The sequence below is a fragment of the Achromobacter pulmonis genome, assembly GCF_002885955.2.
Classification (GTDB): domain Bacteria; phylum Pseudomonadota; class Gammaproteobacteria; order Burkholderiales; family Burkholderiaceae_B; genus Achromobacter; species Achromobacter pulmonis_A.
Genome location: NZ_POQS01000004.1, coordinates 391,767 through 413,824, shown reverse-complemented (window position 1 = coordinate 413,824; position 22,058 = coordinate 391,767). Strand labels below are relative to the sequence as shown.

The window sequence follows — 22,058 nt, the reverse complement described above, 5'->3', positions numbered from 1 at the left end:
AAACCACGGCCGGGCAGGCCGTCCGCCGTCGCGCGCCGCTTACTGCAACGCAGTCGGCGCGGCCGTCTGCGTTGCCTGGGCCGGCATGCGGCCCACGCTCAGCTTGCCCGGCTGTTCGGCCGAAGGGCGCACGACGGCGGCCGTGTTGGCGCTGTTGGCGCCCAGGTTGGGCAGGTCCGACGGACGCGCGGCCACCGCCGTGAATGCGCTGCCGCCGATGGCCGGCACGCCGTCCAGCGTCAGGTTGGCGGCCCACACGCCGTCGTGGCGCGACAGCACTTCGTAGCGCTGCGGGCCGCCGGCGGCGCGCGCGACCACATACAGCGTGCCGTCGATGATGTTGATGGCCGGCGGCGAGGCGGCCGCGGCGTCCAGGCGCGCGGGTTTGCCGTCTTCGACCAGCCATAGTTTTCCGCCGGCGCGTTCCAGGATGGCGAGCACCACCTTGCCCTGCGCGTCGGCGTGGACCGCCGGACGCCCGATGTAGGGCACGCCCAGGTCGTCCGGCGCGCTCCAGTCGATGTTCAGGTCGGTGGTGTCGCCGGTTTCCAGCAGGCGGGTCAGGTGGTTGTCGCCGCGCTGGCGGAAATAGAGTTCGATGCGGTTGTCGCGGTTGCGGATGGCGGCCAGGCCGCCGGCGGCGGTGGGCGCCGGCACCGGGCGCCAGCCCTGCCATTCGGGGCGATGGCCCTGGGCGGCCGGCAGCTGGCGCGTATAGAAAAGCTTGCCCGCCGAGGTGAGGGCGAACACCACGTAGCGTCCGTCGGCGCCGCGCGCGGCGGCGGGCGCGCCGGTGGCGTCTTCCAGCATGGGAAGTTCCTGCCAGGTGCTCCAGCCGCCGTCGATGCCGGTCGGCGCGATCCAGTGCAGCCGGCCGTCGTAGCCCAGCGCCACGGCGGCCGCTTCGCCGCGCGGCGCCACCGCCGGAATCTGCGTCACGCGCACGCCGCCCAGCGCCTGCCAGCCCTGCCAGGTGCCGTCGTGGCGCTGCTTGTTGGCCCATACGCCGCCCAGCGGATCGCGCGCCATCAGGCCGGCGGTGCCGTCCGCATGGGTGAAGGAAACCAGCGGGCCGCTGGTGCGTCCGCCCAGGCTCTGCCATTTGCGATGGCCGGAGTCCCAGCGGTTGACGGCGGCGTTGGTTTCGCCGGCGGCGAACACCACCAGCCCGCCGCGCCCGTCGGGGTACAGTTGCGGCGCCATGTCCTGGCGCGACACGTAATAGGCGCGCTGCACCCAGGCCGCGGCGGGGCCGGCGGGTTCCTTGCAGCCGGTGGGGCCGGCGCAGTAGTGGTAGTCGTTCCAGGCGTAGTGCTGGAAGATCACCGACTTGCTGGCGATCTCGGCTTCGGTCAGGTTGCTGGCGCGCTCCTGGCTGGGATAGTCGATATAGCCGGTTTCGGCGTAATTGCCGGGTACGCGCACCATGGCCTCGCGCACCAGCCGCGCGCTGGCGATGTGGTCCGGGTGCCCGTGGCCGGCGCAGCGCCAGCACAGCTGCGTGTAGGGCACGGCGATGGTGTCGTCCAGGTGGCGCACGGTGGTCGGGGCGTACTGGCGGATCACGTCGGCCAGCGTGTCGATCAGCTGCTCGCGGGTGTAGACCTCGGCGTACTGGCCCAGCGTGTCCACGCTCTGGCCCGGCTCGGACTCGGTGCGGCTGAGCGGCGTCAGGCTGCCCCAGCCCTTGCCCAGCCACGGGTCCTTCAGCCGCATGTGCCAGAGCTGCACGCGCGGGTTGCCCTGCAGCGTGAAGCGCGCGAAATGGCGGCCGCCGGCGGTGCCGGCGTCTTCTTTCCACACGTCGGGCTGGTGCGCCATGTAGGCGTAGGCGGCGCGCACGCCGCGCTCGCGGCCGAGCATGTAGCCTTCGCCTTCGCCGGCGTCGCTGGCGGTCAGGTAGACCACGCGCACGCAGCCGCCGGCCTCGATGTTGGAGGCGATGTCCGGATTCATGAACAGCAGGTCGTCGTCCAGGTGGGCGACGAAGGCGAGATCCTTGATGCCGTGGCACTGCGCCAGCGTGGGCGGGGCGGCGTGGGCCTGGAGGGAGAAGAGCGCGGCGAACGCGAACAATAGCGCCTGGCCTAGGGGGCGCAACAAGGCCGTCGGAACGAACATAGCGGGGCGCGGCAGAAAAGGCGTCGCACGGCAGGGGTTGAAGAGTGCGAAAAGTATAGCGGCGAGCCGCCGCGCGTTGTCGGCAAGATATAGGGCCGGATTAGGCCGCGCTTTCCAGCAGCCAGTCGCGCAGATGCGACAGCGCCTCGTCGGCGCGCCTGGCGCCCTTGCGCGTGCACAGGCAGAACGAGGCGCCGCTGGCGACGAAACCCAGCGGCGCGGCCAGGCGGGCGCGGTGCAGTTCGGATTCGACCAGCACCGCGGGCGCGATGGCCACGCCCAGGCCGGCCGCCGCGGCTTCCAGCATGTGGCCCAGGTGGTCGAACTCGCGGCCGGGCAGGCGCGGGGCCAGCGCAATGCCCTGGCGCGCCGCCCAGTCGCGCCACGCATCGGGCCTGGAACTGGTGTGCAGCAGCGGCGCGCCGGCCACGTCGGCCGGCGCGCGGATCTGCGCGGCATGGGCCGGGGCGCAGACCGGGCCGATGGTTTCGGCGAACAACGGGGTGACGTCCCAGTCCCGCGGCCAGTCGCGGCCGGCAAGAATCAGCGCGTCCACGCGCTGCGTGTCCAGCAGGGACGCGTCGGCGGCCGTCTGCAGCCGGATGCGGATATCCGGATGCAGGGCCTCGAAGCGTTCGAGCCGCGCGATGAGCCAGTTGGATAGAAAGCTGGCGGGCGCGCCCAGCGTCAGTTCCGCCGGCTGCGTGCTACGCCGCAATTCGTCGCAGCGGCGCTCCAGCGTGTCGAATGCCTCCTGGGCGGCGCGCTGCAGGTCCAGGCCCGCCGCGGTCAGGCGCACGCCGCCGGCGCGGCGTTCGAACAGCGCGCAGCCCAGCCAGTCTTCCAGCTGGCGCACCTGCTGGCTGACGGCGCTGTGCGTCACGCACAGCTCCCTGGCCGCCAGGCTGAAACTGGCGTGGCGGGCGGCGCTGTCGAAAAAGCGCAGCGCATTGAGAGAGGGGAGTCGTCGCATGGCTGGATGTTAGCTGTACTTACATTGGTGCTAAACAAATCATTGATTCAAATAAGTTTTTATCGAAGATAGCATAAGCAAAACATCCCGATACACTGCAATACGGAAACCGCCAGCCATGCCATCCGCCATCCATCCGGCCACGCCCGACAGCCTGGGCCAGTTCGGCCCTTACGGCGGGCGCTACATGCCCGAAACGCTCATCCCCGCGCTGGACGAGCTGGAGCGCGCCTTCAGGGCGCTGCTGTCGGATAAGGGCTTCTGGCAGGACTTCCGCGGCCTGCTGGCCGACTACGTCGGCCGCCCCAGCCCGCTGTTCCTGGCGCGCGGCATCACCGGGGAACTGGGCGGCGCGCAGATCTACCTCAAGCGCGAAGACCTCAACCACACCGGCGCGCACAAGATCAACAACTGCCTGGGCCAGGCGCTGCTGGCCCGGCGCATGGGCAAGCGCCGCGTGATCGCCGAGACCGGCGCCGGGCAGCACGGCGTGGCCACCGCCACGGTCTGCGCGCAGCAGGGCCTGGACTGCGTGGTCTACATGGGGGCGCAGGACATGGCGCGCCAGTCGGTCAACGTGCGCCGCATGCGCATGCTGGGGGCCGAGGTGCGCGCCGTGACGGACGGAACCGGCACGCTGAAGGACGCGATGAACCAGGCCTTGCGCGACTGGATCGCGCATCCGGCCGACACCTATTACCTGCTGGGCACCTGCGCCGGTCCGCATCCCTATCCCTGGCTGGTGCGCGAGTTCCAGAAGGTGATAGGCATGGAGACGCGCCAGCAGATCGCCGCCAAGGCCGGACGCATGCCGGACGCGATGGTCGCCTGCGTCGGCGGCGGCTCCAACGCGATGGGGTTCTTCCACCCGTTCCTGGACCAGCCCGGCGTGCGCCTCTATGGCGTGGAGGCCGGCGGGCGCGGGCTGGCCAGCGGCGCGCACGCCGCCAGCCTCGGCGCGGGCCGGGCCGGCGTGCTGCATGGCTGCCGCAGCTACTACCTGCAGGACGGCGACGGGCAGATCCTGGACGCGCACTCCATCTCGGCCGGGCTCGACTATCCCGGCGTGGGACCGGAGCATGCGTTGCTGCACGACAGCGGGCGGGTGGCCTATGTGTCCGTGACGGACGCGCAGGCGGTGTCCGCCTTTCATTGGTTGACGCGGGCCGAAGGCATCCTGCCGGCGCTGGAAAGCGCGCACGCGCTGGCCTGGGCGCGCGAACTCGCGCCGCGCATGGGGCGCGGCGAGATCCTCGTCGTGTGCCTGAGCGGACGCGGCGACAAGGACATGGACACGGTGACGCAATTCGACGAGGCGACGACATGACACGGCTGCAACACACTTTCGCGGCGCTGCGCCGGTCGGGCCGCTGCGGCCTGGCGACCTACTTCGCGGCGGGCGACCCCGACCCCGGCGCATGCCTGGAACTGCTGCGCGGCCTGCCCGCCGCGGGCGCCGACGTGATCGAACTGGGCATGCCGTTCAGCGACCCGGTCGCCGACGGCCCCGTGCTGCAGCAGGCCAACCGCCGCGCGCTGGCGGCCGGCCAGACGCTGGCGGGCACGCTGGCGTTGCTGCGGGAATTCCGATCCGGCCACGAGGCCACGCCGGTGGTGCTGATGGGCTACCTGAATCCCATACTCCGCTACGGCGCGGCGGCCTTCGCGGCGGATGCCGCGGCCGCGGGCGTGGACGGGCTGATCGTGGTCGACCTGCCGCCGGAACACGCCGGCGAGCTGGAGCGGCACGCGCGCGCGCACGGCATCGACCTGATCCGCATGTCCGCGCCCACCACCGACGAGGAGCGGCTGGCGCGGGCGCTGCGCGAGGCCAGCGGCTTCGTCTATCACGTCATGCTGGCCGGCACCACGGGCGCGTCGCTGCCCGACGAGCGCCGCATCGCGCAGGACCTGGCGCGGGTGCGCGCGCATACGCGGCTGCCGGTGGCCGCCGGCTTCGGCGTGCGTTCGCCGGAAGACGCGCGGCGCATCGGCCGCCACGCGGACCTGGTGGCGGTGGGCTCGCGGCTGGCCGAGGTGCTGGCGCAAGGCGGCGTGAAGGCCGCGCTGGAAGAAGTGCGCGGGCTGGCGGCCGCGCTGCGCCGGCCCGCGGCTCAGGCGTAGCGTTCGAGTCGGAAGGGGCGGATGTCCACCGGCGTGGGCGCGCCCCGGATGAGGGCGGCCACGGTTTCGCCCACGGCCGGGCCGATGCCGAAGCCGTGGCCGGAGAATCCCGAGGCCAGGTAGAGGCCGGGCGCCTGCGCCACCGGCGCGATGACGGGCATCGCGTCCGGCGTCACGTCGATATAGCCGCCCCAGGATTGCGCGATGCGGGCCTGGCGGAAGGCCGGGAATGCGTGCAGCAGGCGCGTCCAGGCCTGGTCTATGCCGCGCGCGTAGGGCGCGGGGTCGAGCACGCGGCAGCGTTCGTACGGCGTCGGGCGGTCGGCCGGGAAGCGGCGCGGCGTGGCCAGTTCCTCGAAAAAGCGTTTGCCGAAGCGCAGGCGCACCAGCGCGTTGTTCTCGATCCAGGCGCGCATGAACTTGCCCATCAGGCGGAAGCTGTCGGGCACGATCTCGGCCAGCGAGGCGGAGAACTGCGACACGGTATAGCCGCCGTCGGCGCGCTTGCGGCAGGTGAAGTCCTTGCCGTTGACGGCCAGCGCCATGCCGGCGTCGAAGGGCTCGGTGCGCAGCACCGAGCCGCGCACCTTGAGCTGCGGGAATTCCACGCCCAGGTTGCCGCAGAACAGCCGCGACCAGCCGCCGGCGGCCACCAGCACGGCCTGCGCGCGCAGCGCGCCGCGCTCGGTGACGACGGTGTCGACGCGGCCGGCGCTGGTCTCCAGGCCGCGCACGGCGCAGTGTTCGAAGATCTGCGCGCCGGCCTGGCGCGCCAGCGACGCGACGCCGAGGGTCGCGAGCTGCGGTTCGGCCACGCCGTCGGCCGCGCTGTACAGCGCCCCGGTCCAGGGGCGTTCGGTGCGCGGCAGCAGGCGCAGCGCCGCCTCGCGTCCCAGCATCTCGGCGCGCACGCCGTGGGCGCGGGCCTCGCGCAGCCAGGTCTCGTGGCCGACGGCGTCGGCCTCGTTTTCCTGCAGGTAGACCAGGCCGTTGCGGCGGTAGCCGACGTCGACCTGGGCCTGGATCTCGCTCCACAGCTGGTTGGCGCGCAGCGCCAGCGGCACTTCGGGCTGGTCGCGGCCCAGGGTGCGCACCCAGCCCCAGTTGCGCGAGGACTGTTCGCAGCCCAGCGTGCCTTTTTCGAACAGGGCGGTGCGCACGCCGACGCGCGCCAGCGCGAGCGCGGTGCTCGCGCCGATGATGCCGCCGCCGATGATCGCCACGTCCACGGTGGCGGGAAACTGCGTTTGAGTGTTCATGACGATAAGTGCGTGTCGGCCGGACGGCGGTGTTCAGGCGGGAAAGCCCAGCGCGTCGCGCAGGCGGTACCAGTTGATGGCCAGCGTAGCGCCGAACTGCCGGGCCGGATAGCCGGGCATGCGGGAAATCGGCGTGACCGGGAAATCGAGCCTTTCCGCCGGCACGCCGCGGATCGCATCGCGCAGCACGCGCCCCAGGGCCGTGCCCATGGCCACGCCGCGCCCGCAATAGCCGTAGGCGGTCCAGACGCCAGGCGCCAATCGATGCAGGCGCGGCAGGTCGTCCAGCGTCATGCCTACCCGGCAGGCCCAGCCGTAGCGCCAGGCGGCGTCGGCCAGTTCGGGAAAGCGCGCCACCGCCGCGCGCCGCAACTGGTCGCGCGTGGACGGATCGAGCTGTTCGCTGGAATGTCCGCGCCCGCCGATCACGAAGCGGCCTTCGGGGTCGATGCGGCAGTAGTAGGTGATCTTGCGGGTTTCGGAAATGCCGGCGCGCAGCGGCATCAGGCGCGCCTGCAGCGCGGGGGGCAGGGGCTCGGTGGCGATCTGGGCGCTGGCCACGTTGACGTAGGACTGCGCCACCGCGGGCCACAGCCGGTCGGTGTAGGCGTCGGTGGCCAGCACCACGTGGCGCGCCTGCACGGCATGGCCGTTGACGCTGAGCGTGGCGCCGCCGCCGTCGCGCGGGACGATGGCGGCCACCGGCGAGCGCTCGTACAGCGTGGCGCCGGCCTGCGCGGCCGCGCGCGCCAGGCCGCGCGCCAGGGCCAGCGGCTGTACCGCGCCGGCGCGTTTCTCGCGCAGCCCGGCGGGCCAGAACGACGAACCGGTGGCGGCCCGCATGGCCTCGGCGTCCAGGTATTCCACCTCGCCGCCGTGCGCGTTCAGTTCCTGCGCGCGCCGTCGCAGATAATCGGCGGACGCGGCCGAGAAGGCGCCCTGTATCCAGCCGTTGCGGGTGGGGGCGCAATCGATGCGCAGGCGTTCCACCAGCTCGAACAGGTAGTCCGCGTTGCCGTAGGCGAAGCGCGTCATGCGCGCGGCCGTCTCGGCGCCGAAGCGGCGCGCAAGCGCGGCGGGGCCGGGCTTGAAGCCGGGCACCACCTGGCCGCCGTTGCGGCCGGAGGCGCGGTGCGCGACTTCATGGGTCTCGAACAGCGCCACGCGCAGGCCGGCCTCGGCCAGGTGCAGCGCGGCCGACAGGCCGGTGAAACCGCCGCCGACCACGGCGGCCTCGATCTCCAGCGGCGCGGCAAGCGCCGGCGCGGCCGCGCGCGCAGGCGCGGTCGCGGCCCACAGCGTGGCTGCGGGCGTAAACACAGGGTTGTTCATGGCGGGGCGTTATTGGGCGTGCGTGACGCGCTTGAGGAAATCGCGCATGCGTTCGTTGCGGGGAGAGGTAAGCACTTCGCGCGACGGCCCCTGTTCGGCGATGCGGCCGCCTTCCAGGAACAGCACGCGGTCGGACACGTTGCGGGCGAAGTCCATTTCGTGCGTGACGATCACCATCGTCATGCCTTTCTCGGCCAGCGTGCGCATCACCGACAGCACCTCGCCCACCAGTTCGGGATCGAGCGCGGAGGTGGGCTCGTCGAACAGGATGGCCTCGGGCTCCATGGCCAGCGCGCGGGCGATGGCCACGCGCTGCTGCTGCCCGCCGGAAAGCTGCTGCGGATAGTGGTTCATTTTCTCGGCCAGGCCCACCGAGGCCAGGATCTCGCGGGCGCGCTCGGTGGCCGACGCCACGCTTTCGCCCTTGACGTGCACCGGGCCTTCGATGACGTTTTCCAGCGCGCTGCGGTGCGGGAACAGATTGAAGCGCTGGAACACCATGGCCACGCGCTGGCGGATCGCCTGGATCTCCCTGCTGCTCGCGTCCACGGTCACGCCGTCCACCGTGATGCGTCCGCCGTCGTAGCGTTCGAGCCCGTTGATGCAGCGCAGCAGCGTGGACTTGCCCGAGCCGGACGGCCCGATCAGGCAGACCACTTCGCCCGGCCGCACTTCGGCGTCTATGCCATCGAGCACGCGGTGCGCGCCGAACGACTTGCTGAGGTTTTCGATCTTGATCATTGGCGGCGTCCCAGGCGGCGTTCAAGTTTGCCGATGCAATACATCATGGGCAGGCTCATGGCCAGGTACATCAGGGCGACCAGCGTGTAGATGGTGGCGCTCTTGAAGGTGGACGAGGCGATCAGCTTGCTCTGCATGGACAGTTCGACCACGGTGATCACCGCGGTCTGCGACGAGTCCTTGAGCATCATGACCACGTTGTTGCCGTAGGGCGGCAGGGCCACCTTGAAGGCCTGCGGCAGCACCACGCGGCGCATCAGCTTGGCGCGCGACATGCCCAGCGACTGGGCGGCCTCGAACTGGCCGGGATCGACCGCGTCGATGCCCGAGCGGAACACCTCCGACATATACGAGGAATACGCCACGCCCAGTCCCAGCGCGCCGGCCTGGAAGGCCGTCAGGCCGACGCCGATCTCGGGCAGCACGAAGTACATGTAGAACAGCACGACGATGATGGGCACGCCGCGGATGATGTTGGTCAGGATGCGGCTGGCGTGCGAGAGCGGCGCGATGCCGCTGACCCGCAGCAGCGCCCAGAACAGCCCGAGCACGGTGGCGATCACCAGGGCCGCGGCGGTGATGGAGACGGTGGTCAGCACCCCCTGCATCAGCACAGGGAAGAACTCCGAGGCGTCACTGAAAAAAGACTGGAACATCTTGCTTATCCGTTAGGGCGCGCCGGCGCGCGGCGCGCGGATCCATGGCGCTCAGCGCGAAACGCCCCATTTCTTCATGATGGCGGCGATGGTGCCGTCCTGGCGCAGCGCGTCGATGGCGGCGTCGAGCTGGCGGGCGCGTTCGGCGTCGCCCTTGCGCACGGCCAGCGCGATGTTGGTCGGCATGGACGGCTGGTAGCTTTCGACGTAGCGCACGTTGCGCACGCCCTGGGTGCGCACCTGGTACGAAATCACCGGGCCGTCGCCGAAGGCGGCGTCCAGCCGTCCCAGCGCCACGTCGCGCACCAGGTCGGACATGGTTTCGTACATCTTCACTTCCTTCAGGCCGGGCGCGGACTTCAGCGGCTCCACGTACAGCGTGCCGATCTGGACCCCGACGGTCTTGCCCTTGAGGTCGGCGATGCTCTTGTAGTCGGTCTGGTCCTTGGCGGGCACGATCAGCGCCTCGCCGTACTCCACCACCAGCTGGGTGAAGTCCACCACCTCGGCGCGCTGCGGCGTCTTGGCGAAGGCCGAGGCGATGATGTCGATCTTGCCGGTCTGCAGCGCCGGCACCAGCGAGGCGAACGGAATCGGCGTGACTTCGACCGCGAAGCCTGCCTGCTTGCCCACGGCGTTGGCGATGTCGATCATCACGCCCTGCAGGGTGTTGGTCTTCGGGTCCAGGAAGTTGAACGGCACCGCGGTCGGCGTGGAGCCGACCTTCACGGTCTGGGCGTGCGCGCCCGACAGCGCGGCGGCGCACAGCGCCGCAGCCAACAACGATTTCACGGTTTTATGCAGCATCGGAATCCCCTGGGAGGCCAGAATCGCGCGCCTGGATGGCTGGTGGACGTGCAAGTTCGTCCCGCCCTGGCGTGCATTATCGTATCGAATAGCGATATGCTTATATCGCAGGTAGATTTTATAATCTGGCCCAGGAAAACCTGTCAACAAGCAGGCTTGTCTCCTAAGTGCTTTTTTAATTAGGGGTTTTCCCGAAATGCATGTTTGCGATTACGCAGGCATATCCCGAAGAATCACGTGCTTTTTCTTGCATTCATTTCCATTGGAATGCAATCTGTGCGTATCGAATAAGAATGCGGGGCGGCCAGCACCGCCCGACCGACCATGAACCCGGAATCCTCCACCCTGTACGTCCAGTCGCTTGCGACCGGCATCGCCGTGCTCGACGCCTTCACCGCCGAGCGCGCCTCCATGAGCCTGCCGGAGATCGCCGCGGCCGCCGGCATCACGCGCAGCGCCGCCCAGCGTTTCGCCTTCACGCTTGAGGCGCTGGGCCTGCTCAACAAGGACCCGGTCAGCAAGCGCTACTCGCTGTCCTCGCGCACGCTGGACAGCGGCTGCCGCTACCTGGAGTCGCACGCGCTGCTGGACCGCGCCAATCCCTTCCTGCTCGAGCTCAACCGCAACGCCGGCGAAACCGTCAACCTGGCCGAGCCGGCGGGGCAGGACATGATCTACATCGGCCGTTTTCCCAGCCCCTTGCGGCTGCTGGTGCACATGCCTGTGGGCCGGCGCATTCCCATGTACTGCTCGTCCACCGGGCGCGTTTACCTGGCTGGCCTGAGAGACGACGAGGCCTACGAGGCGCTGGCGGCCAGCGACCGCGTGAAGTACACCGCCAACACGCTGACCGACGTGGATGCGCTGATGGCGCAGGTGCGCGAAGCGCGCGAGCAGGGCTACGCCTATTGCAAGGAGGAGTACTATCGCGGCGACCTGGCGCTGGCCGTGCCGGTCCACGACCTGAACGGGCGCGTGGTGGCCGGCCTGCAGCTTTCGGTGTCCGCGGCCAAGTGGACGGTCAAGCGCGCGCTGTCGCGCTTCATTCCGATGATGCAGGAAACCGCCCGCCAGATTTCCACCTCGCCGCCCACGCCGCGCCCGCTGGCGCCGTACGGCGGCGGCGCGGCCCGCGATCTGCACGCCCAGCCCCCCGGCCGCACGCGCGATTGAATCGCCAGGGCAGCTGGCGTATAAAGCGTAGCGACGCCCATCCGACACCCGTCCGGCCGGCGCATCCCTTAAGGAGCTCGACATGATGGAAGGCTTGTTCGGATGGTGGCGTCTTCGTTCCCGGCCGTTGGCCCTGGCGATCGGCGCCAGCCTGGCGCTGGCCGGCGCGGCGCAGGCGCAGGACCCTGGCGCATCGGCGCCGCAGGCGGCGCATGCCGACGCGGCGCGCGCGCTGCAATGGCCGCGCAGTTTCGATGCGCCCGACGGCTCGCGCATCGAGCTTTACCAGCCGCAGATCGACACCTGGACGGCGGACCGCCTGGGCGGGCGCATGGCGGTGGCGGTCGGCCCCGCCAAGGGCAACCCGACCTACGGCACGGTGGATTTCTCGGCGCGCGCCGAGGTCAACAAGCCGGCGGGGCTGGTGCATCTGTCGGACATCCGGATCGAAAAAGTGCAGGTGCCGACCGCGCCGCAAGAGGCCGACAGGCTGCGTGCCGCGCTGCAGGCGCGGCTGCCGGCCGAGGGCGTGGTCACGCCGCTCGACGCGCTGCAGCTCAGCTACACGCTGTCGCGCAACAACCCGGCCGCCAGGCCGGTGGCCGTGGACAACGCGCCGCCGCGCATCGTCTACCGCACCGTGCCGACCGTGCTGGTGCTGGTCGACGGCGCGCCGGCATGGGCCGACGTGCCTGAAGCCTCGGGCTGGCGCCGCGTGGTCAACACGCGCGCGCTGATCCTGCGCGACGGCGCCGGCCGCCATTTCCTGCAGGCCGCGGGGCACTGGTACGAGGCCGGCGGCATCGACGGCCCCTGGACCGCGGTCGAGCATCCCGCCGCCGCGCTGCAGGCCGCCGCCGACGCGGCGCGGCGCAAGGCCGCGCCCGACCCGCTGCTGCCGCATGACGGCAAGGCGCCGTACCGCGCGCCGGCCGTCGTGGTGTCCACCGTCCCGGCGGAGCTGCTGGTGACCGTGGGCCAGCCCGAACTGCGGCCGGTGCCGGGCACCTCGCTGCTGTCGGTGGCCAACGCCGACCACGCCCTGTTCATGAACCCCGGCGACAACCGCTATTACCTGCTGGTGTCGGGACGCTGGTTCCGCGGGGCGGGGCTGGAAGGGCCCTGGACCTACGTGCCGGGCAAGAGCCTGCCGCGCGATTTCGCGCGCATTCCGGCGCGGGACCCGCAATCCGGCGTGCTGGCCTCGGTGCCGGGCACGCCGCAGGCCAAAGAGGCGGTCATCGCTTCCACCATTCCCCAGACCGCGACCGTATCGCGCGGCGCGACCCTGAAGGTCGAGTACGGCGGCGGCTCGCCGACCCTGCGCCCCATCGCCGGCACCGCGCTGTACTACGCCGCCAATTCGCAGGTGCCGGTGATCCAGGCCGAAGGGCGTTACTACGCGCTGTCGCACGCGGTCTGGTTCGTGTCCGACTCGGCCTTCGGCCCGTGGCGCGTGGCCGACCGCGTGCCGGCGGCCATCTACGCCATTCCCGCCAATTCGCCGCTGCATTACGTGACCTACGTGCAGGTCTACGGCTCCACGGCGCAAAACGTGGTGTTCGGCTACACGCCCGGCTACATGGGCGTGGTGGTCGCGCCCGACGGCACGGTGGTCTACGGCACCGGCTACGCATATCCGCCCGTGATCGTGCAGGACACCTGGGTCGGCTATCCGCCCAGCTACGGCTACGACGCGGCCTTCGACACCGCGGCCGGCTTCGCCTTCGGATTCGCCGCGGCCGAAGCCTGGGGCGGCGCCGCGCCGTACTGGGGACCCTATTGCTGCGCGCCGTACTGGCGCGGCGTGGACGTCAACCGGGTCGACGTCTATGGCGCCTGGGGCGGGTCCGGCGTGGTCACGCACGCGGCCGGCTGGAACGGCTGGACCGGCACGCAATGGCAGGGCGCGCACGCCGAGGGCTACAACCCGCAGACCGGCGCCGCGTTCGAGGGCACGCGCGGCGCGGCCTATAACCAATACACCGGCAATGCCGCCGCCGGCCGGCGCGGCGCCTACACCAATCCGGTCACCGGCGCGTCCGGCGCGGGCCGCGCCGGCGTGGTCGAGAACGACGACGGCCAATGGGCCGCAGGCCGCCAGGACGCCCGCACCAACGCCCGCACCGGCCGCACGACGGTGTCCTCGGCCACCGCCTCCGGCACGGCCGGGCAGGGCGTGGACAACGTGGACCGGCGCGGCGCGACCTACAACCGCAACACCAACAGCGGCATGGCCTGGAACAACGGCAACGTCTACGCCGACCACAACGGCAACGTCTACGAGCACAACGACAACGGCTGGCAGCAGCACACCTCGTCGGGCTGGCAGCCGGTGCAAGGCGGCGACTCCAGCTACCTGAACGGCCAGCGCCAGGCGCGGGACTATTCCAGCCAGCGCAGCGATTTCCAGGGCGGCGGCTGGCAGGACCGCATGGGCGGCGGCGATTCCGGCGGCGGCTGGCGCGACCGGGGCATGGAAGGCGGCGGCGGCTGGCGCGACCGCATGGGCGGACGCGGCGGCTGGGGCGGCGGCTTCGGCGGATTCCGCGGCGGGTTCCGCCGCTGAGACACGCTCCTGCGCGGGGGCGGCCGTTTGCGCCGCGCCCGCGCCGGGCGCTAGACTGCCTGCTTCCCCATTTCTTTCCTGCCTTACGCCATGGCCCTGCATAGCTGGCTCATCTATCTGGTTGCGGTCATCGGCCTGTCGGTGACGCCCGGGCCCAACACGCTGCTCGCGCTCACCCACGGCGCGCTGCACGGCCACCGCAAGGCGCTGTGCACCATCGCCGGCGGCGCGGTCGGCTTCGTGGCGCTGATCGCGCTGTCGATGCTGGGCATCAGCGCCCTGCTCAAGGCCTGGGGCCCGGCGCTCACCGTGCTGAAGTGGGGCGGCGGGGCCTACCTGATCTGGCTCGGCATCCAGCTGTGGCGCTCGCCCGGCGTGCAATTGCAGCCGCCGCCCGACATGCCGAAGGCCCGCGGCGCGCGCATGTTCGGCCAGGGCTTCCTGTCGGCCATCTCCAATCCCAAGGCGCTGCTGTTCTACGGCGCCTTCCTGCCGCAGTTCATCGACCCGGCCCGCAGCCTGCTGACGCAGTTCGCCATCATGGCGGCCACCTTCGCGCTGGTGGAGTTCCTGGTCGAATACGTGCTGGCGCGCCTGGCGCACCGTGTGCGCCCCTGGCTGGAACGCGCCGGCCGGCGCTTCAACAAGGTCTGCGGCGGCCTGTTCGCCGCGATGGGCGCGGCGCTGCCGGGCTCCTGATCCTCCTTCTCGTCTCCCCGTCCTCCTCGCTTGCCGCGCCCGGGCCGAGCCCCGCGCGCGGCGGCGCGCGTCCGCCCGTCTGCTGTCCGATCGGCAAATAAAATATTTTCTTTTTAAAAATATATATATTTGCTATGCTGCCGCTGCAATGATCGCGCAGACGATCCCTGATGGCGACCGGCCGTCGCCCGTACATCGAGGAGATGAATGTGAAATGCCTTTCCATCATGGCCATGGCCGCGTCGCTGGCAGTCGCGCCGTTCGCCCAGGCCGCCCCGCAGCGCCCGCCCAACGTGCTCGTCATCCTGGCCGACGACCTGGGCTACAACGACATCCAGCCCTTCGGGCAGGACATCATCCAGACCCCGGCGCTGAACCAGCTGGCCGCCGAGGGCATGCGCTTCACCAACTACCACGTCAATCCCACCTGCTCGCCGACCCGCGCCCAGCTGCTGACCGGCGTGGACAACCACCTGGCCGGCATGGGCTCGATGGGCGAGTACTACGCACCCGAGATGGACAAGTACCCGGGCAACTACATCGGTTCCCTCAATGACCGGGTCAAGACCATCGCCGAAGTGCTCAAGGACCGGGGTTATGCGACCTTCATGGCCGGCAAGTGGCATCTGGGCGGCAAGCCCGAACAACTGCCGGCGGCGCGCGGTTTCGAGAATTCGTTCGCGCTGATCAACCCGGGCGGCAGCCATTGGGACAACAAGGGCCTGCTCGCGGTCCAGCCGCGCACGCGCTTCGTCGAGAACGAGAAGACGGTGCCGCGCGACACGGGGGAGTTTTCCTCCAATCTCTATACCGACAAATTCCTGGGCTACATGAAGTCGGCCGAGGATGCGGGCAAGCCTTTCTTCGGCTATCTGGCGTTCCAGGCCGTGCACGATCCGCTGCACGCGCCGGCGGCCGACGTGGCCAAGTACCGCGGCAAGTTCGCCCGCGGCTACGACGAACACCGCGAGACCATGTACAAGAACATGCTGCGCGCGGGCGTGGTGCCCGCGGGCACCAAGATGTCCGAGACCACGCCGCTCTTCAAGCCCTGGGACCAGCTGACGGCGCAGGAGCGGGCGCACCAGGAGCGCCTGATGGAGATCTACGCGGGCATGGTGAGCAACCTGGACAGCAACATCGGCCGCGTGATCGACCAGTTAAAGCGCAGCGGCCAGTACGACAATACCGTGATCATCTTCTTCTCCGACAACGGGCCTTCCGGCGCCTACATGGATTTCTATCCGGGCAACAAGGACGGCAGCTGGATCGCGAAGGAGTTCGACACCTCGTTCGACAACATGGGCGCGCCGGGTTCGTTCGCCGGCCTCGGACCGGGATGGGCCTATGCGAGTTCGGCGCCGTTCCGGCTGTTCAAGCTGTTCATGAGCGAAGGCGGGACGATTTCCCCGCTGATCGTGAAGGGCTCGATGGTGGCCAAGCGCGGTTCGATCAACGACGGCTACCTGGCGGTCGAGGACATCTTCCCCACCATCACGGCCATCACCGGCGCGGCGCGCGGACAGGAGCGCGACGGGGTGCCGCTGGCGCCGCTCAAGGGGGTGTCGTTCCTGGATGTGCTCGAAGGCACGGCCACGTCGGCCCGGCCTGCGGATTTCGAACGCGGCGGCGAGCTGTTCGGCAACAAGGAATACCGCCAGGGCAAGTGGAAGCTGAGCTGGATACCCAAGCCGTTCGGCGCCGGCCAGTGGCAGCTTTTCGATACCGAGGCCGATCGTGGCGAAACCACGGACCTTGCCTCGCGGCAGCCGCAGCGCGTCAAGGAAATGGCCGCCAAGTACGAGGCCTGGGCCCAGGCCAACAGGGTGATCCGCTGGGACACCGATTACCTGGACAGGGAGCTGTTCGGCTACTTCGACTGGCGCAAGAACATGCCCCGGCAGGTCATCATTCCCGCCGAGCGCTAGACGGAGCCACGCGATGAAGATGTCCATGCGCCTGGTGGCGGCCGCCGCGATCGGCGCGGCGGCGGTGGCGGCGGGCTGGCTGGCCATTGCGGCCGGCCCCCAGCCCGGGCAGCCCGGCGACGGGCGCAACGCCCCGCCCGACATGGTGTGGGTGCCGCCGGGCGAATTCCTGATGGGTTCGGACAGCAGCCGCGCGCAGGCCAACGAGCGGCCGGCCCACAAGGTGCGGTTGCCGGGATACTGGATCGACCGCCACCACGTCACCAACCGCGACTTCGCCCGCTTCGTGGCGGCCACCGGCTACGTCACCACCGCGGAGCGGGCGCCCGACTGGGAGACGCTACGCGCCCAGCTGCCGCCCGGCACGCCGCGTCCGCCGGCTTCGGCGCTGGTGCCGGGCGCGCTGGTGTTCGTCGGCGCCGACAAACCGGTGGACCTGCGCGAATATGCGCGCTGGTGGCGTTACGCGCCGGGCGCGAACTGGCGCCATCCGCAAGGCCCCGCGTCCGATCTCACGGGCAAGGAAGACCACCCGGTGGTGCAGGTTTCGTACGAGGACGCCCAGGCCTACGCGGCCTGGGCCGGCAAGCGCCTGCCGACCGAAGCGGAATGGGAATATGCGGCGCGCGGCGGGCTGGACCAGGCCAGCTACGCCTGGGGCGGGGTGCTGCAGCCCGAGGGCAAAAGCATGGCCCGCACCTGGGATTCGGCCCAGCCTTTCCCAATGCAATCGCCGAAGATCATGCCGGGCACCGAGCGGGTGGGCGCGTATCCGCCCAACGGCTACAACATCCAGGACATGGCCGGCAACGCCTGGCAGTGGGTGGCCGACTGGTACCGCCCCGATGCGTTCGCGCGCCAGGCGGCCAAGGGCGGGGCGATTTTCGACCCTGCCGGTCCGCAGGCCTCGTTCGACGCCACCCTGGTCCGGCCGGACGCGCCGCAGCGCGTCATCCGTGGGGGATCGTTCCTGTGCAGCGAAACCTATTGCGAAGGCTACCGCGTCAGCGCGCGGCAGGGGCAGGACCCGTACAGCAGCGCCGCCAACGTCGGCTTCCGGCTGGCGCTGAGCGCGGGCCAGTGGCGGGGCGGCCGGTAGGCCGCGGATCAGGCCGCGCCGCGGCCGAACCGGCTGTGTTCCAGCACCAGCGCGGTGGTGATGCGCAGGTGCTCGGCCAGGAGCGCGCAGGCCAGGTCGGCGTTCTTGGCCAGCGCCGCCTTCGCGATGGCCTCGTGCTCGGCATGCACGTCGCGCGCGCCGGCTTCGTTCTGTCCCATCACGGACAGGTTGCGGTAGCGCGAGGTCTGGTCGCGCAGGATGAGCGAGAACCGCAGGCTCCATTTGGACGGGCAGGCCGACAGCAGCGCCTCGTGGAAGGCGTCGTGCTCGGCTTCCCATTGCGGGTCCAGTCCCACGCCGCTGGCCGCCATCATGGACTGGCGCTTGAGGCGGTGCAGCGCCGCCATGACGCGGCCTTCCCATTCGATGTCGCCGTGCGCGATGGAGGCCCGCAGCGCATCGCATTCGATGCGCTGGCGCGTCTGCGTGATGTCCAGCAGTTCCTCGCGCGAGGTCTTGGCCACGCTGAAGCCGCGCTGGTCTTCGGCGTTGACGAAGCCGCTGGTCGCCAGGCGCGACAGCGCCTCGCGCAGCGGATTGACGCCGGTGTCGTAGCGTTCGGCGAGCTCTTTGAGCTTGAGCTTGGCGCCGGGCAGCAGGCGCCCGGCGATGATGTCGTCGAGGACGGTATCGGTCAGCAGCGAGGCCTGCGTACGCTGCTGGGTTGCGGCACGGGCGGGCTCGCCGCCTGTCGGGTGGCTCATTGGTTAGGGGTATCCGCATTGGGTTAGGGGGATTCTACGCTCGGCCATGAAAGTAGACAAACCAAAAAATATATATTTTTCTTGCTTTGTAGATAAAACTGCCTATACTGGCCTGCAAGGATGGAGCCCGACGCTGCGTAGCCCATCCCGTGCGGCGCCGCCCTGCCGCGGCGCTCTTTGCGCGGCGCTCTTGCGGTCATCAAGGACATCATGAAACTCATACGCTTTACCCACAACAACGAGCGTCACCTCGGCATTCTGCGGGGCGACGAAGTGGTCAGCCTGGGCCGGCACGAGGTGCTGGACCTGCTGCGCCAGGGCGTGGACCTGGCCGCCTTCGCCAAGGAACGCGCCGCGGGCGGGCGTCCGATCCCGCTGGCCGAAATCGGCTACCTGCCGCCGCTGGACAACGCCGGCAAGATCATCTGCATCGGCCTGAATTACCGCGACCACACGGCCGAAAGCAAGTTCGAGCAGCCCGACTATCCGACCGTGTTCAACCGCTTCAACAGCAGCCTGATCGCGCACGGCGACCCCATGATCCGGCCCAAGGCCTCGGACTCGCTGGACTACGAAGGCGAGATGGCGGTGGTGCTGAACGGCGGCGGCCGCTACATTTCCAAGGCCGAGGCGCTGAAGTACGTGGCCGGCTACTCGGTCTTCAACGACGGCTCGGTGCGCGAATACCAGTTCAAGTCGCCGCAATGGACCGTGGGCAAGAACTTCGACGGCACCGGCGGCTTCGGCCCCGTGCTGGTCACGCCCGACGAACTGCCCGCCGGCGGCAGCGGCCTGGCGCTGGAGACCCGCCTCAACGGCAAGGTGGTGCAGTCGGCCAACACCCGCGACATGGTGTTCGACGTGGCCACGCTGATCTCGGTCCTGAGCGAATCGTTCTCGCTGGAAGCCGGCGACGTGATCGTCTCGGGCACGCCCTCGGGCGTGGGCTGGGCGCGCCAACCGCGCCTGCTGATGCAGGACGGCGATGTGTGCGAGGTGTCCATCGAAGGCATCGGCACGCTGACCAATCCGGTTCGGCTGGAGCGCTGAGCCGCGCGCGGGCCCGGCGCGCCGGGCCGACGAAAAAAGGACGGAGACATTCCAATGAAAGAACTCAGAACCCCCGTGCTGGTCGTGGGCGCAGGTCCGGCGGGCCTGAGCGTGACGGCGCTGCTGGCCAAGTACGGCATTGAAACGCTGACGGTCACGCGCTATCCCGGCACCGCCAATTCGCCGCGCGCGCACATCACCAACCAGCGCACCATCGAAGTGATGCGCGACCTCGGCATCGAGGACCGCGTGCGCGCCCAGGCCACGCCCAACTTCCAGATGTCGAACAACGTCTGGGCCACCAGTTTCGCCGGCAAGGAACTGGCCCGCCTGCAGACCTGGGGCACGGGCGGGGAGCGCAAGGCGGACTACGAAAAAGCGAGCCCCTGCGAGATGTGCAACATCCCGCAGCACATCCTGGAGCCCATCATCCTGGGCGCGGCGCGCGAGCATGGCGCGCATTTCCTGTTCAACACCGAACTGACCTCGATCGCGCAGCAGGGCGACGAAGTCGTGGCGCACCTGGTCGACAAGCTCAGCGGCGAGGAAATCCGCGTCATCGCGCAATACGCGGTGGGCGCCGACGGCGGCAACAGCATCGTGGCCCGGCAGCTGGGCTTCGAGTTCGACGGCCAGATGGGCCTGGGCGCGGCGGTCAGCTGCTGGCTGGAGGTGGACCTCACGCCCTACGTGCAGCACCGCCCCGGCGTGCTGTACTGGATGACCGAACCCGGCAACACCTACTGGTTCGGCAGCGGCACCTTCGTCTGCGTCAAGCCGTGGAACGAATGGATCATGCTCTACATGTACGACAAGGAAAAGGGCGAGCCGGACCTGAGCGAAGCGGCCATCATCGCCCATGCCCGCAGCGTGATCGGCGTGCCCGACATCCAGGTCAGGGTCAAGTCGGCCAACAAGTGGCAGATCAACCATATCGCCGCGCGCCAGATGAGCAAGGGCCGGGTGTTCCTGGCCGGCGACGCGGCGCATCGCCATCCGCCGGCCAACGGGCTGGGCACCAATACCTCGATCCAGGACGGCTTCAACCTGGCCTGGAAACTGGCGATGGTGCTCAAGGGCCAGGCCGGCCCGCAACTGCTGGAAACCTATTCCCAGGAACGCCAGCCGGTGGCGCGCGGCGTGGTCGACCGCGCCATGAAATCGGTGCAGGACATGAAGGCCATCGCCGACGCGCTGGGCTTCATTCCCGGCCAGAGCGCGCAAGAGGGCTGGGCCAATATCGACGAACTGTTCGGCGACACGCCGCGCGGGCGCGAACGCCGCGCCCAGCTGGATGCGGCGGTGGAATTGCAGAACTACCAGTTCAATTGCCACGGCGTCGAACTGGGTCAGGTCTACGCCTCGTCCGCGGTGGTGGCCGACGGCAGCAAGCGCAAGCCCTTCGAGCGCGACGCCGAGCTGTACCACCAGCCCACCACCTTCCCCGGCGCCTCGTTGCCGCATGCATGGGTCGAGCTGGACCGGCGCCGCGTCTCCACCCTGGACCTGGTCGGCCATGGCCGCTTCACCCTGCTGCTGGGCCGTTCCGACGCCGTGTGGCGCGAAGCCGCCGAGGCGGTCCGGCAAACCCTGGGGCTGGACCTCGCGGTCCACACCATCGGCGCCGGCTGCGAAGTGGCCGACGTCTACGGCGCCTGGGCGCGCCTGCGCGAAGTCTCCGAGTCGGGTTGCGTGCTGGTCCGCCCGGACCGCCACGTCGCCTGGCGCGCCGATTCCGCGCCCACGGCCGAAGCCGCCCGCGCGCAATTGCTGGAGGTGTTCGCGCGCGTCGTGGACCGGGCTTCCGTCCCGCAGCCGGCGCTCGCATAATCGAAACCAGTCGGTCCCGAGGAGACAAGAATGTCGTTCAACAAGCCTGACTCAGCCCGCTACGGCGTGCACTCGATCGATCATTTCGCGCTCCAGGTCCCCGACCTGGAGCAGGCCGAACGCTTCCTGCGCGCCTTCGGCCTGGAGGTCGCGCACGCCGGCGGCGCGCTGGAGCTGCGCTGCGCGGGCGACGACCATTGCTGGTCGCGCATCGTCGGCGGCGGCCCCAAGCAGCTGGCCTATCTGAGCCTGAACTGCTATGAGGACGAGTTCGACGCCATCCGCGAGCAGGCGCTGGCCGCCGGCGCGCGTCCCGCCGCGCCCGGCGCGCATGGCGAGTCCGGGGGATTCTGGTTCCTGGACCCGGACGGCAACCTGCTGCAGCTCAAGCCCGGCCCCAAGACCAGCCCGGACACCAAGAGCCGCAATGCCAGCGTGCAGGTGGCGCCGGGCCAGCGCGGCTCGGCCGGGCGCGGCAAGCGGCCGCGCGCGCGGCCGGCGCGCCTGTCGCACGTGCTGATGTTCACCACCGACATGGAGCGCTCGCTGCGCTTCTACAGCGACGCGCTGGGGCTGTACCTGTCCGACCGCTCGCGCGACATCGTGGCCTTCATGCACGCGCGCCACGGCTCGGACCATCACCTGGTCGCCTTCGTCAAGGACGCGGCCCGCGGCTGGCACCACAGCGCCTGGGACGTGCCCGGCCTGGAGGACGTGGGCTGCGGCGCCGAGCAGATGCGCGACGCGGGCTACAAGGAAGGCTGGGGCGTGGCCCGCCATACGCTGGGATCGAACTACTTCTATTACGTGCGCGATCCCTGGGGCTCGTTCTGGGAGTACTCGGCCCACATCGACTACGTGCCGGCCGGTTTCGACTGGCCCGCGGGCGACTACCCGCCGGAAGACGCGCTCTACATGTGGGGGCCGGAAATGCCGGCCTACTTCGTGCAGAACACCGAAAGGCAGTAAGCG

18 protein-coding genes are annotated in these 22,058 nt (G+C 69.9%); 10 read left to right on the top strand and 8 right to left on the bottom strand.

Annotated features, from left to right (window positions below; genetic code table 11):
• Window positions 1-39 precede the first annotated feature (39 nt).
• Complete coding sequence (locus C1I89_RS17090; RefSeq protein ID WP_102773869.1) at window positions 40-2,121, bottom strand: PIG-L family deacetylase; 2,082 nt, start codon at window positions 2,119-2,121, stop codon at window positions 40-42.
• Window positions 2,122-2,221: 100 nt separating this feature from the next.
• Window positions 2,222-3,094: a LysR substrate-binding domain-containing protein gene (locus C1I89_RS17085; protein ID WP_102773868.1), complete on the bottom strand. Its 873-nt coding sequence runs from the start codon at window positions 3,092-3,094 to the stop codon at window positions 2,222-2,224.
• A 118-nt stretch (window positions 3,095-3,212) separates the two neighbouring features.
• On the opposite strand from C1I89_RS17085, the gene trpB reads away from it, so the two are divergent.
• Entirely contained in the window at window positions 3,213-4,421 is a 1,209-nt protein-coding gene (gene trpB / locus C1I89_RS17080) for a tryptophan synthase subunit beta (protein WP_102773867.1), read from the top strand.
• A complete protein-coding gene (gene trpA, locus C1I89_RS17075) occupies window positions 4,418-5,218 on the top strand; it encodes a tryptophan synthase subunit alpha (RefSeq protein ID WP_102773866.1) in 801 nt (266 codons plus the stop codon). Before trpB ends, trpA begins: the two co-directional genes overlap by 4 nt.
• Here trpA and C1I89_RS17070 read toward each other — a convergent pair.
• Genes C1I89_RS17070 through C1I89_RS17050 form a run of 5 tightly spaced genes read right to left on the bottom strand, consistent with a single transcriptional unit; the run spans window position 5,209 to window position 10,013 of the window.
• A complete protein-coding gene (locus tag C1I89_RS17070) occupies window positions 5,209-6,477 on the bottom strand; it encodes an NAD(P)/FAD-dependent oxidoreductase (protein ID WP_102773865.1) in 1,269 nt (422 codons plus the stop codon). The genes trpA and C1I89_RS17070 overlap by 10 nt on opposite strands.
• 33 nt (window positions 6,478-6,510) lie before the next feature.
• Window positions 6,511-7,797: an NAD(P)/FAD-dependent oxidoreductase gene (locus tag C1I89_RS17065; RefSeq protein ID WP_181390975.1), complete on the bottom strand. Its 1,287-nt coding sequence runs from the start codon at window positions 7,795-7,797 to the stop codon at window positions 6,511-6,513.
• A gap of 21 nt (window positions 7,798-7,818) precedes the next feature.
• The gene (locus C1I89_RS17060; RefSeq protein WP_102773863.1) at window positions 7,819-8,550 is read right to left on the bottom strand and encodes an amino acid ABC transporter ATP-binding protein; all 732 of its coding nucleotides are present in this window, start codon (window positions 8,548-8,550) and stop codon (window positions 7,819-7,821) included.
• Window positions 8,547-9,206 (bottom strand): amino acid ABC transporter permease, encoded by a 660-nt coding sequence (locus C1I89_RS17055; RefSeq protein ID WP_102773862.1) that lies wholly within the window; start codon window positions 9,204-9,206, stop codon window positions 8,547-8,549. Before C1I89_RS17055 ends, C1I89_RS17060 begins: the two co-directional genes overlap by 4 nt.
• A 51-nt stretch (window positions 9,207-9,257) precedes the next feature.
• A complete protein-coding gene (locus tag C1I89_RS17050; RefSeq protein ID WP_102773861.1) occupies window positions 9,258-10,013 on the bottom strand; it encodes a substrate-binding periplasmic protein in 756 nt (251 codons plus the stop codon).
• Window positions 10,014-10,337: 324 nt separating this feature from the next.
• On the opposite strand from C1I89_RS17050, the gene C1I89_RS17045 reads away from it, so the two are divergent.
• The 5 genes from C1I89_RS17045 to C1I89_RS17025 all read left to right on the top strand — a co-directional run bounded on the left by C1I89_RS17045 (window position 10,338) and on the right by C1I89_RS17025 (window position 17,481).
• Window positions 10,338-11,186, top strand: a complete 849-nt coding sequence (locus C1I89_RS17045; RefSeq protein WP_102773860.1) for an IclR family transcriptional regulator — start codon at window positions 10,338-10,340, stop codon at window positions 11,184-11,186.
• Window positions 11,187-11,271: 85 nt separating this feature from the next.
• Window positions 11,272-13,755, top strand: a complete 2,484-nt coding sequence (locus C1I89_RS17040; RefSeq protein WP_102774159.1) for a carbohydrate-binding family V/XII — start codon at window positions 11,272-11,274, stop codon at window positions 13,753-13,755.
• A 90-nt stretch (window positions 13,756-13,845) separates the two neighbouring features.
• On the top strand, window positions 13,846-14,454 hold the full coding sequence (locus C1I89_RS17035; RefSeq protein ID WP_102773859.1) for a LysE family translocator: 609 nt from the start codon (window positions 13,846-13,848) through the stop codon (window positions 14,452-14,454).
• A 209-nt stretch (window positions 14,455-14,663) separates the two neighbouring features.
• Window positions 14,664-16,382 carry an arylsulfatase gene (locus C1I89_RS17030; protein ID WP_258231462.1) on the top strand — a complete coding sequence of 573 codons (1,719 nt, stop codon included), beginning with the start codon at window positions 14,664-14,666 and terminating at the stop codon, window positions 16,380-16,382.
• A gap of 13 nt (window positions 16,383-16,395) precedes the next feature.
• On the top strand, window positions 16,396-17,481 hold the full coding sequence (locus C1I89_RS17025; protein WP_102773857.1) for a formylglycine-generating enzyme family protein: 1,086 nt from the start codon (window positions 16,396-16,398) through the stop codon (window positions 17,479-17,481).
• A gap of 8 nt (window positions 17,482-17,489) precedes the next feature.
• Here the strand turns inward: C1I89_RS17025 and C1I89_RS17020 are convergent, their stop codons facing one another.
• Window positions 17,490-18,206, bottom strand: coding sequence for a GntR family transcriptional regulator (locus C1I89_RS17020; RefSeq protein ID WP_102773856.1), 717 nt, complete (start codon window positions 18,204-18,206; stop codon window positions 17,490-17,492).
• A gap of 210 nt (window positions 18,207-18,416) precedes the next feature.
• Between C1I89_RS17020 and C1I89_RS17015 the strand changes: the two genes are divergently transcribed.
• From C1I89_RS17015 to C1I89_RS17005, 3 genes are read left to right on the top strand one after another with little or no spacing between them, the layout of a single operon-like run.
• The gene (locus C1I89_RS17015; RefSeq protein WP_102774158.1) at window positions 18,417-19,256 is read left to right on the top strand and encodes a fumarylacetoacetate hydrolase family protein; all 840 of its coding nucleotides are present in this window, start codon (window positions 18,417-18,419) and stop codon (window positions 19,254-19,256) included.
• A gap of 54 nt (window positions 19,257-19,310) precedes the next feature.
• On the top strand, window positions 19,311-21,086 hold the full coding sequence (locus tag C1I89_RS17010; RefSeq protein WP_102773855.1) for an FAD-dependent monooxygenase: 1,776 nt from the start codon (window positions 19,311-19,313) through the stop codon (window positions 21,084-21,086).
• Between the two features lie 30 nt (window positions 21,087-21,116).
• Window positions 21,117-22,055: a VOC family protein gene (locus tag C1I89_RS17005; protein WP_102773854.1), complete on the top strand. Its 939-nt coding sequence runs from the start codon at window positions 21,117-21,119 to the stop codon at window positions 22,053-22,055.
• Window positions 22,056-22,058: the final 3 nt, after the last annotated feature.

Coding starts and splice junctions, on each gene's coding strand:
- C1I89_RS17090 (WP_102773869.1), bottom strand. CDS start 2,121: ATGTTCGTTCCGACGGCCTTGTTGCGCCCCCTAGGCCAGGCGCTATTG.
- C1I89_RS17085 (WP_102773868.1), bottom strand. CDS start 3,094: ATGCGACGACTCCCCTCTCTCAATGCGCTGCGCTTTTTCGACAGCGCC.
- trpB (WP_102773867.1), top strand. CDS start 3,213: ATGCCATCCGCCATCCATCCGGCCACGCCCGACAGCCTGGGCCAGTTC.
- trpA (WP_102773866.1), top strand. CDS start 4,418: ATGACACGGCTGCAACACACTTTCGCGGCGCTGCGCCGGTCGGGCCGC.
- C1I89_RS17070 (WP_102773865.1), bottom strand. CDS start 6,477: ATGAACACTCAAACGCAGTTTCCCGCCACCGTGGACGTGGCGATCATC.
- C1I89_RS17060 (WP_102773863.1), bottom strand. CDS start 8,550: ATGATCAAGATCGAAAACCTCAGCAAGTCGTTCGGCGCGCACCGCGTG.
- C1I89_RS17055 (WP_102773862.1), bottom strand. CDS start 9,206: ATGTTCCAGTCTTTTTTCAGTGACGCCTCGGAGTTCTTCCCTGTGCTG.
- C1I89_RS17050 (WP_102773861.1), bottom strand. CDS start 10,013: ATGCTGCATAAAACCGTGAAATCGTTGTTGGCTGCGGCGCTGTGCGCC.
- C1I89_RS17045 (WP_102773860.1), top strand. CDS start 10,338: ATGAACCCGGAATCCTCCACCCTGTACGTCCAGTCGCTTGCGACCGGC.
- C1I89_RS17040 (WP_102774159.1), top strand. CDS start 11,272: ATGGAAGGCTTGTTCGGATGGTGGCGTCTTCGTTCCCGGCCGTTGGCC.
- C1I89_RS17035 (WP_102773859.1), top strand. CDS start 13,846: ATGGCCCTGCATAGCTGGCTCATCTATCTGGTTGCGGTCATCGGCCTG.
- C1I89_RS17025 (WP_102773857.1), top strand. CDS start 16,396: ATGAAGATGTCCATGCGCCTGGTGGCGGCCGCCGCGATCGGCGCGGCG.
- C1I89_RS17020 (WP_102773856.1), bottom strand. CDS start 18,206: ATGAGCCACCCGACAGGCGGCGAGCCCGCCCGTGCCGCAACCCAGCAG.
- C1I89_RS17015 (WP_102774158.1), top strand. CDS start 18,417: ATGAAACTCATACGCTTTACCCACAACAACGAGCGTCACCTCGGCATT.
- C1I89_RS17010 (WP_102773855.1), top strand. CDS start 19,311: ATGAAAGAACTCAGAACCCCCGTGCTGGTCGTGGGCGCAGGTCCGGCG.
- C1I89_RS17005 (WP_102773854.1), top strand. CDS start 21,117: ATGTCGTTCAACAAGCCTGACTCAGCCCGCTACGGCGTGCACTCGATC.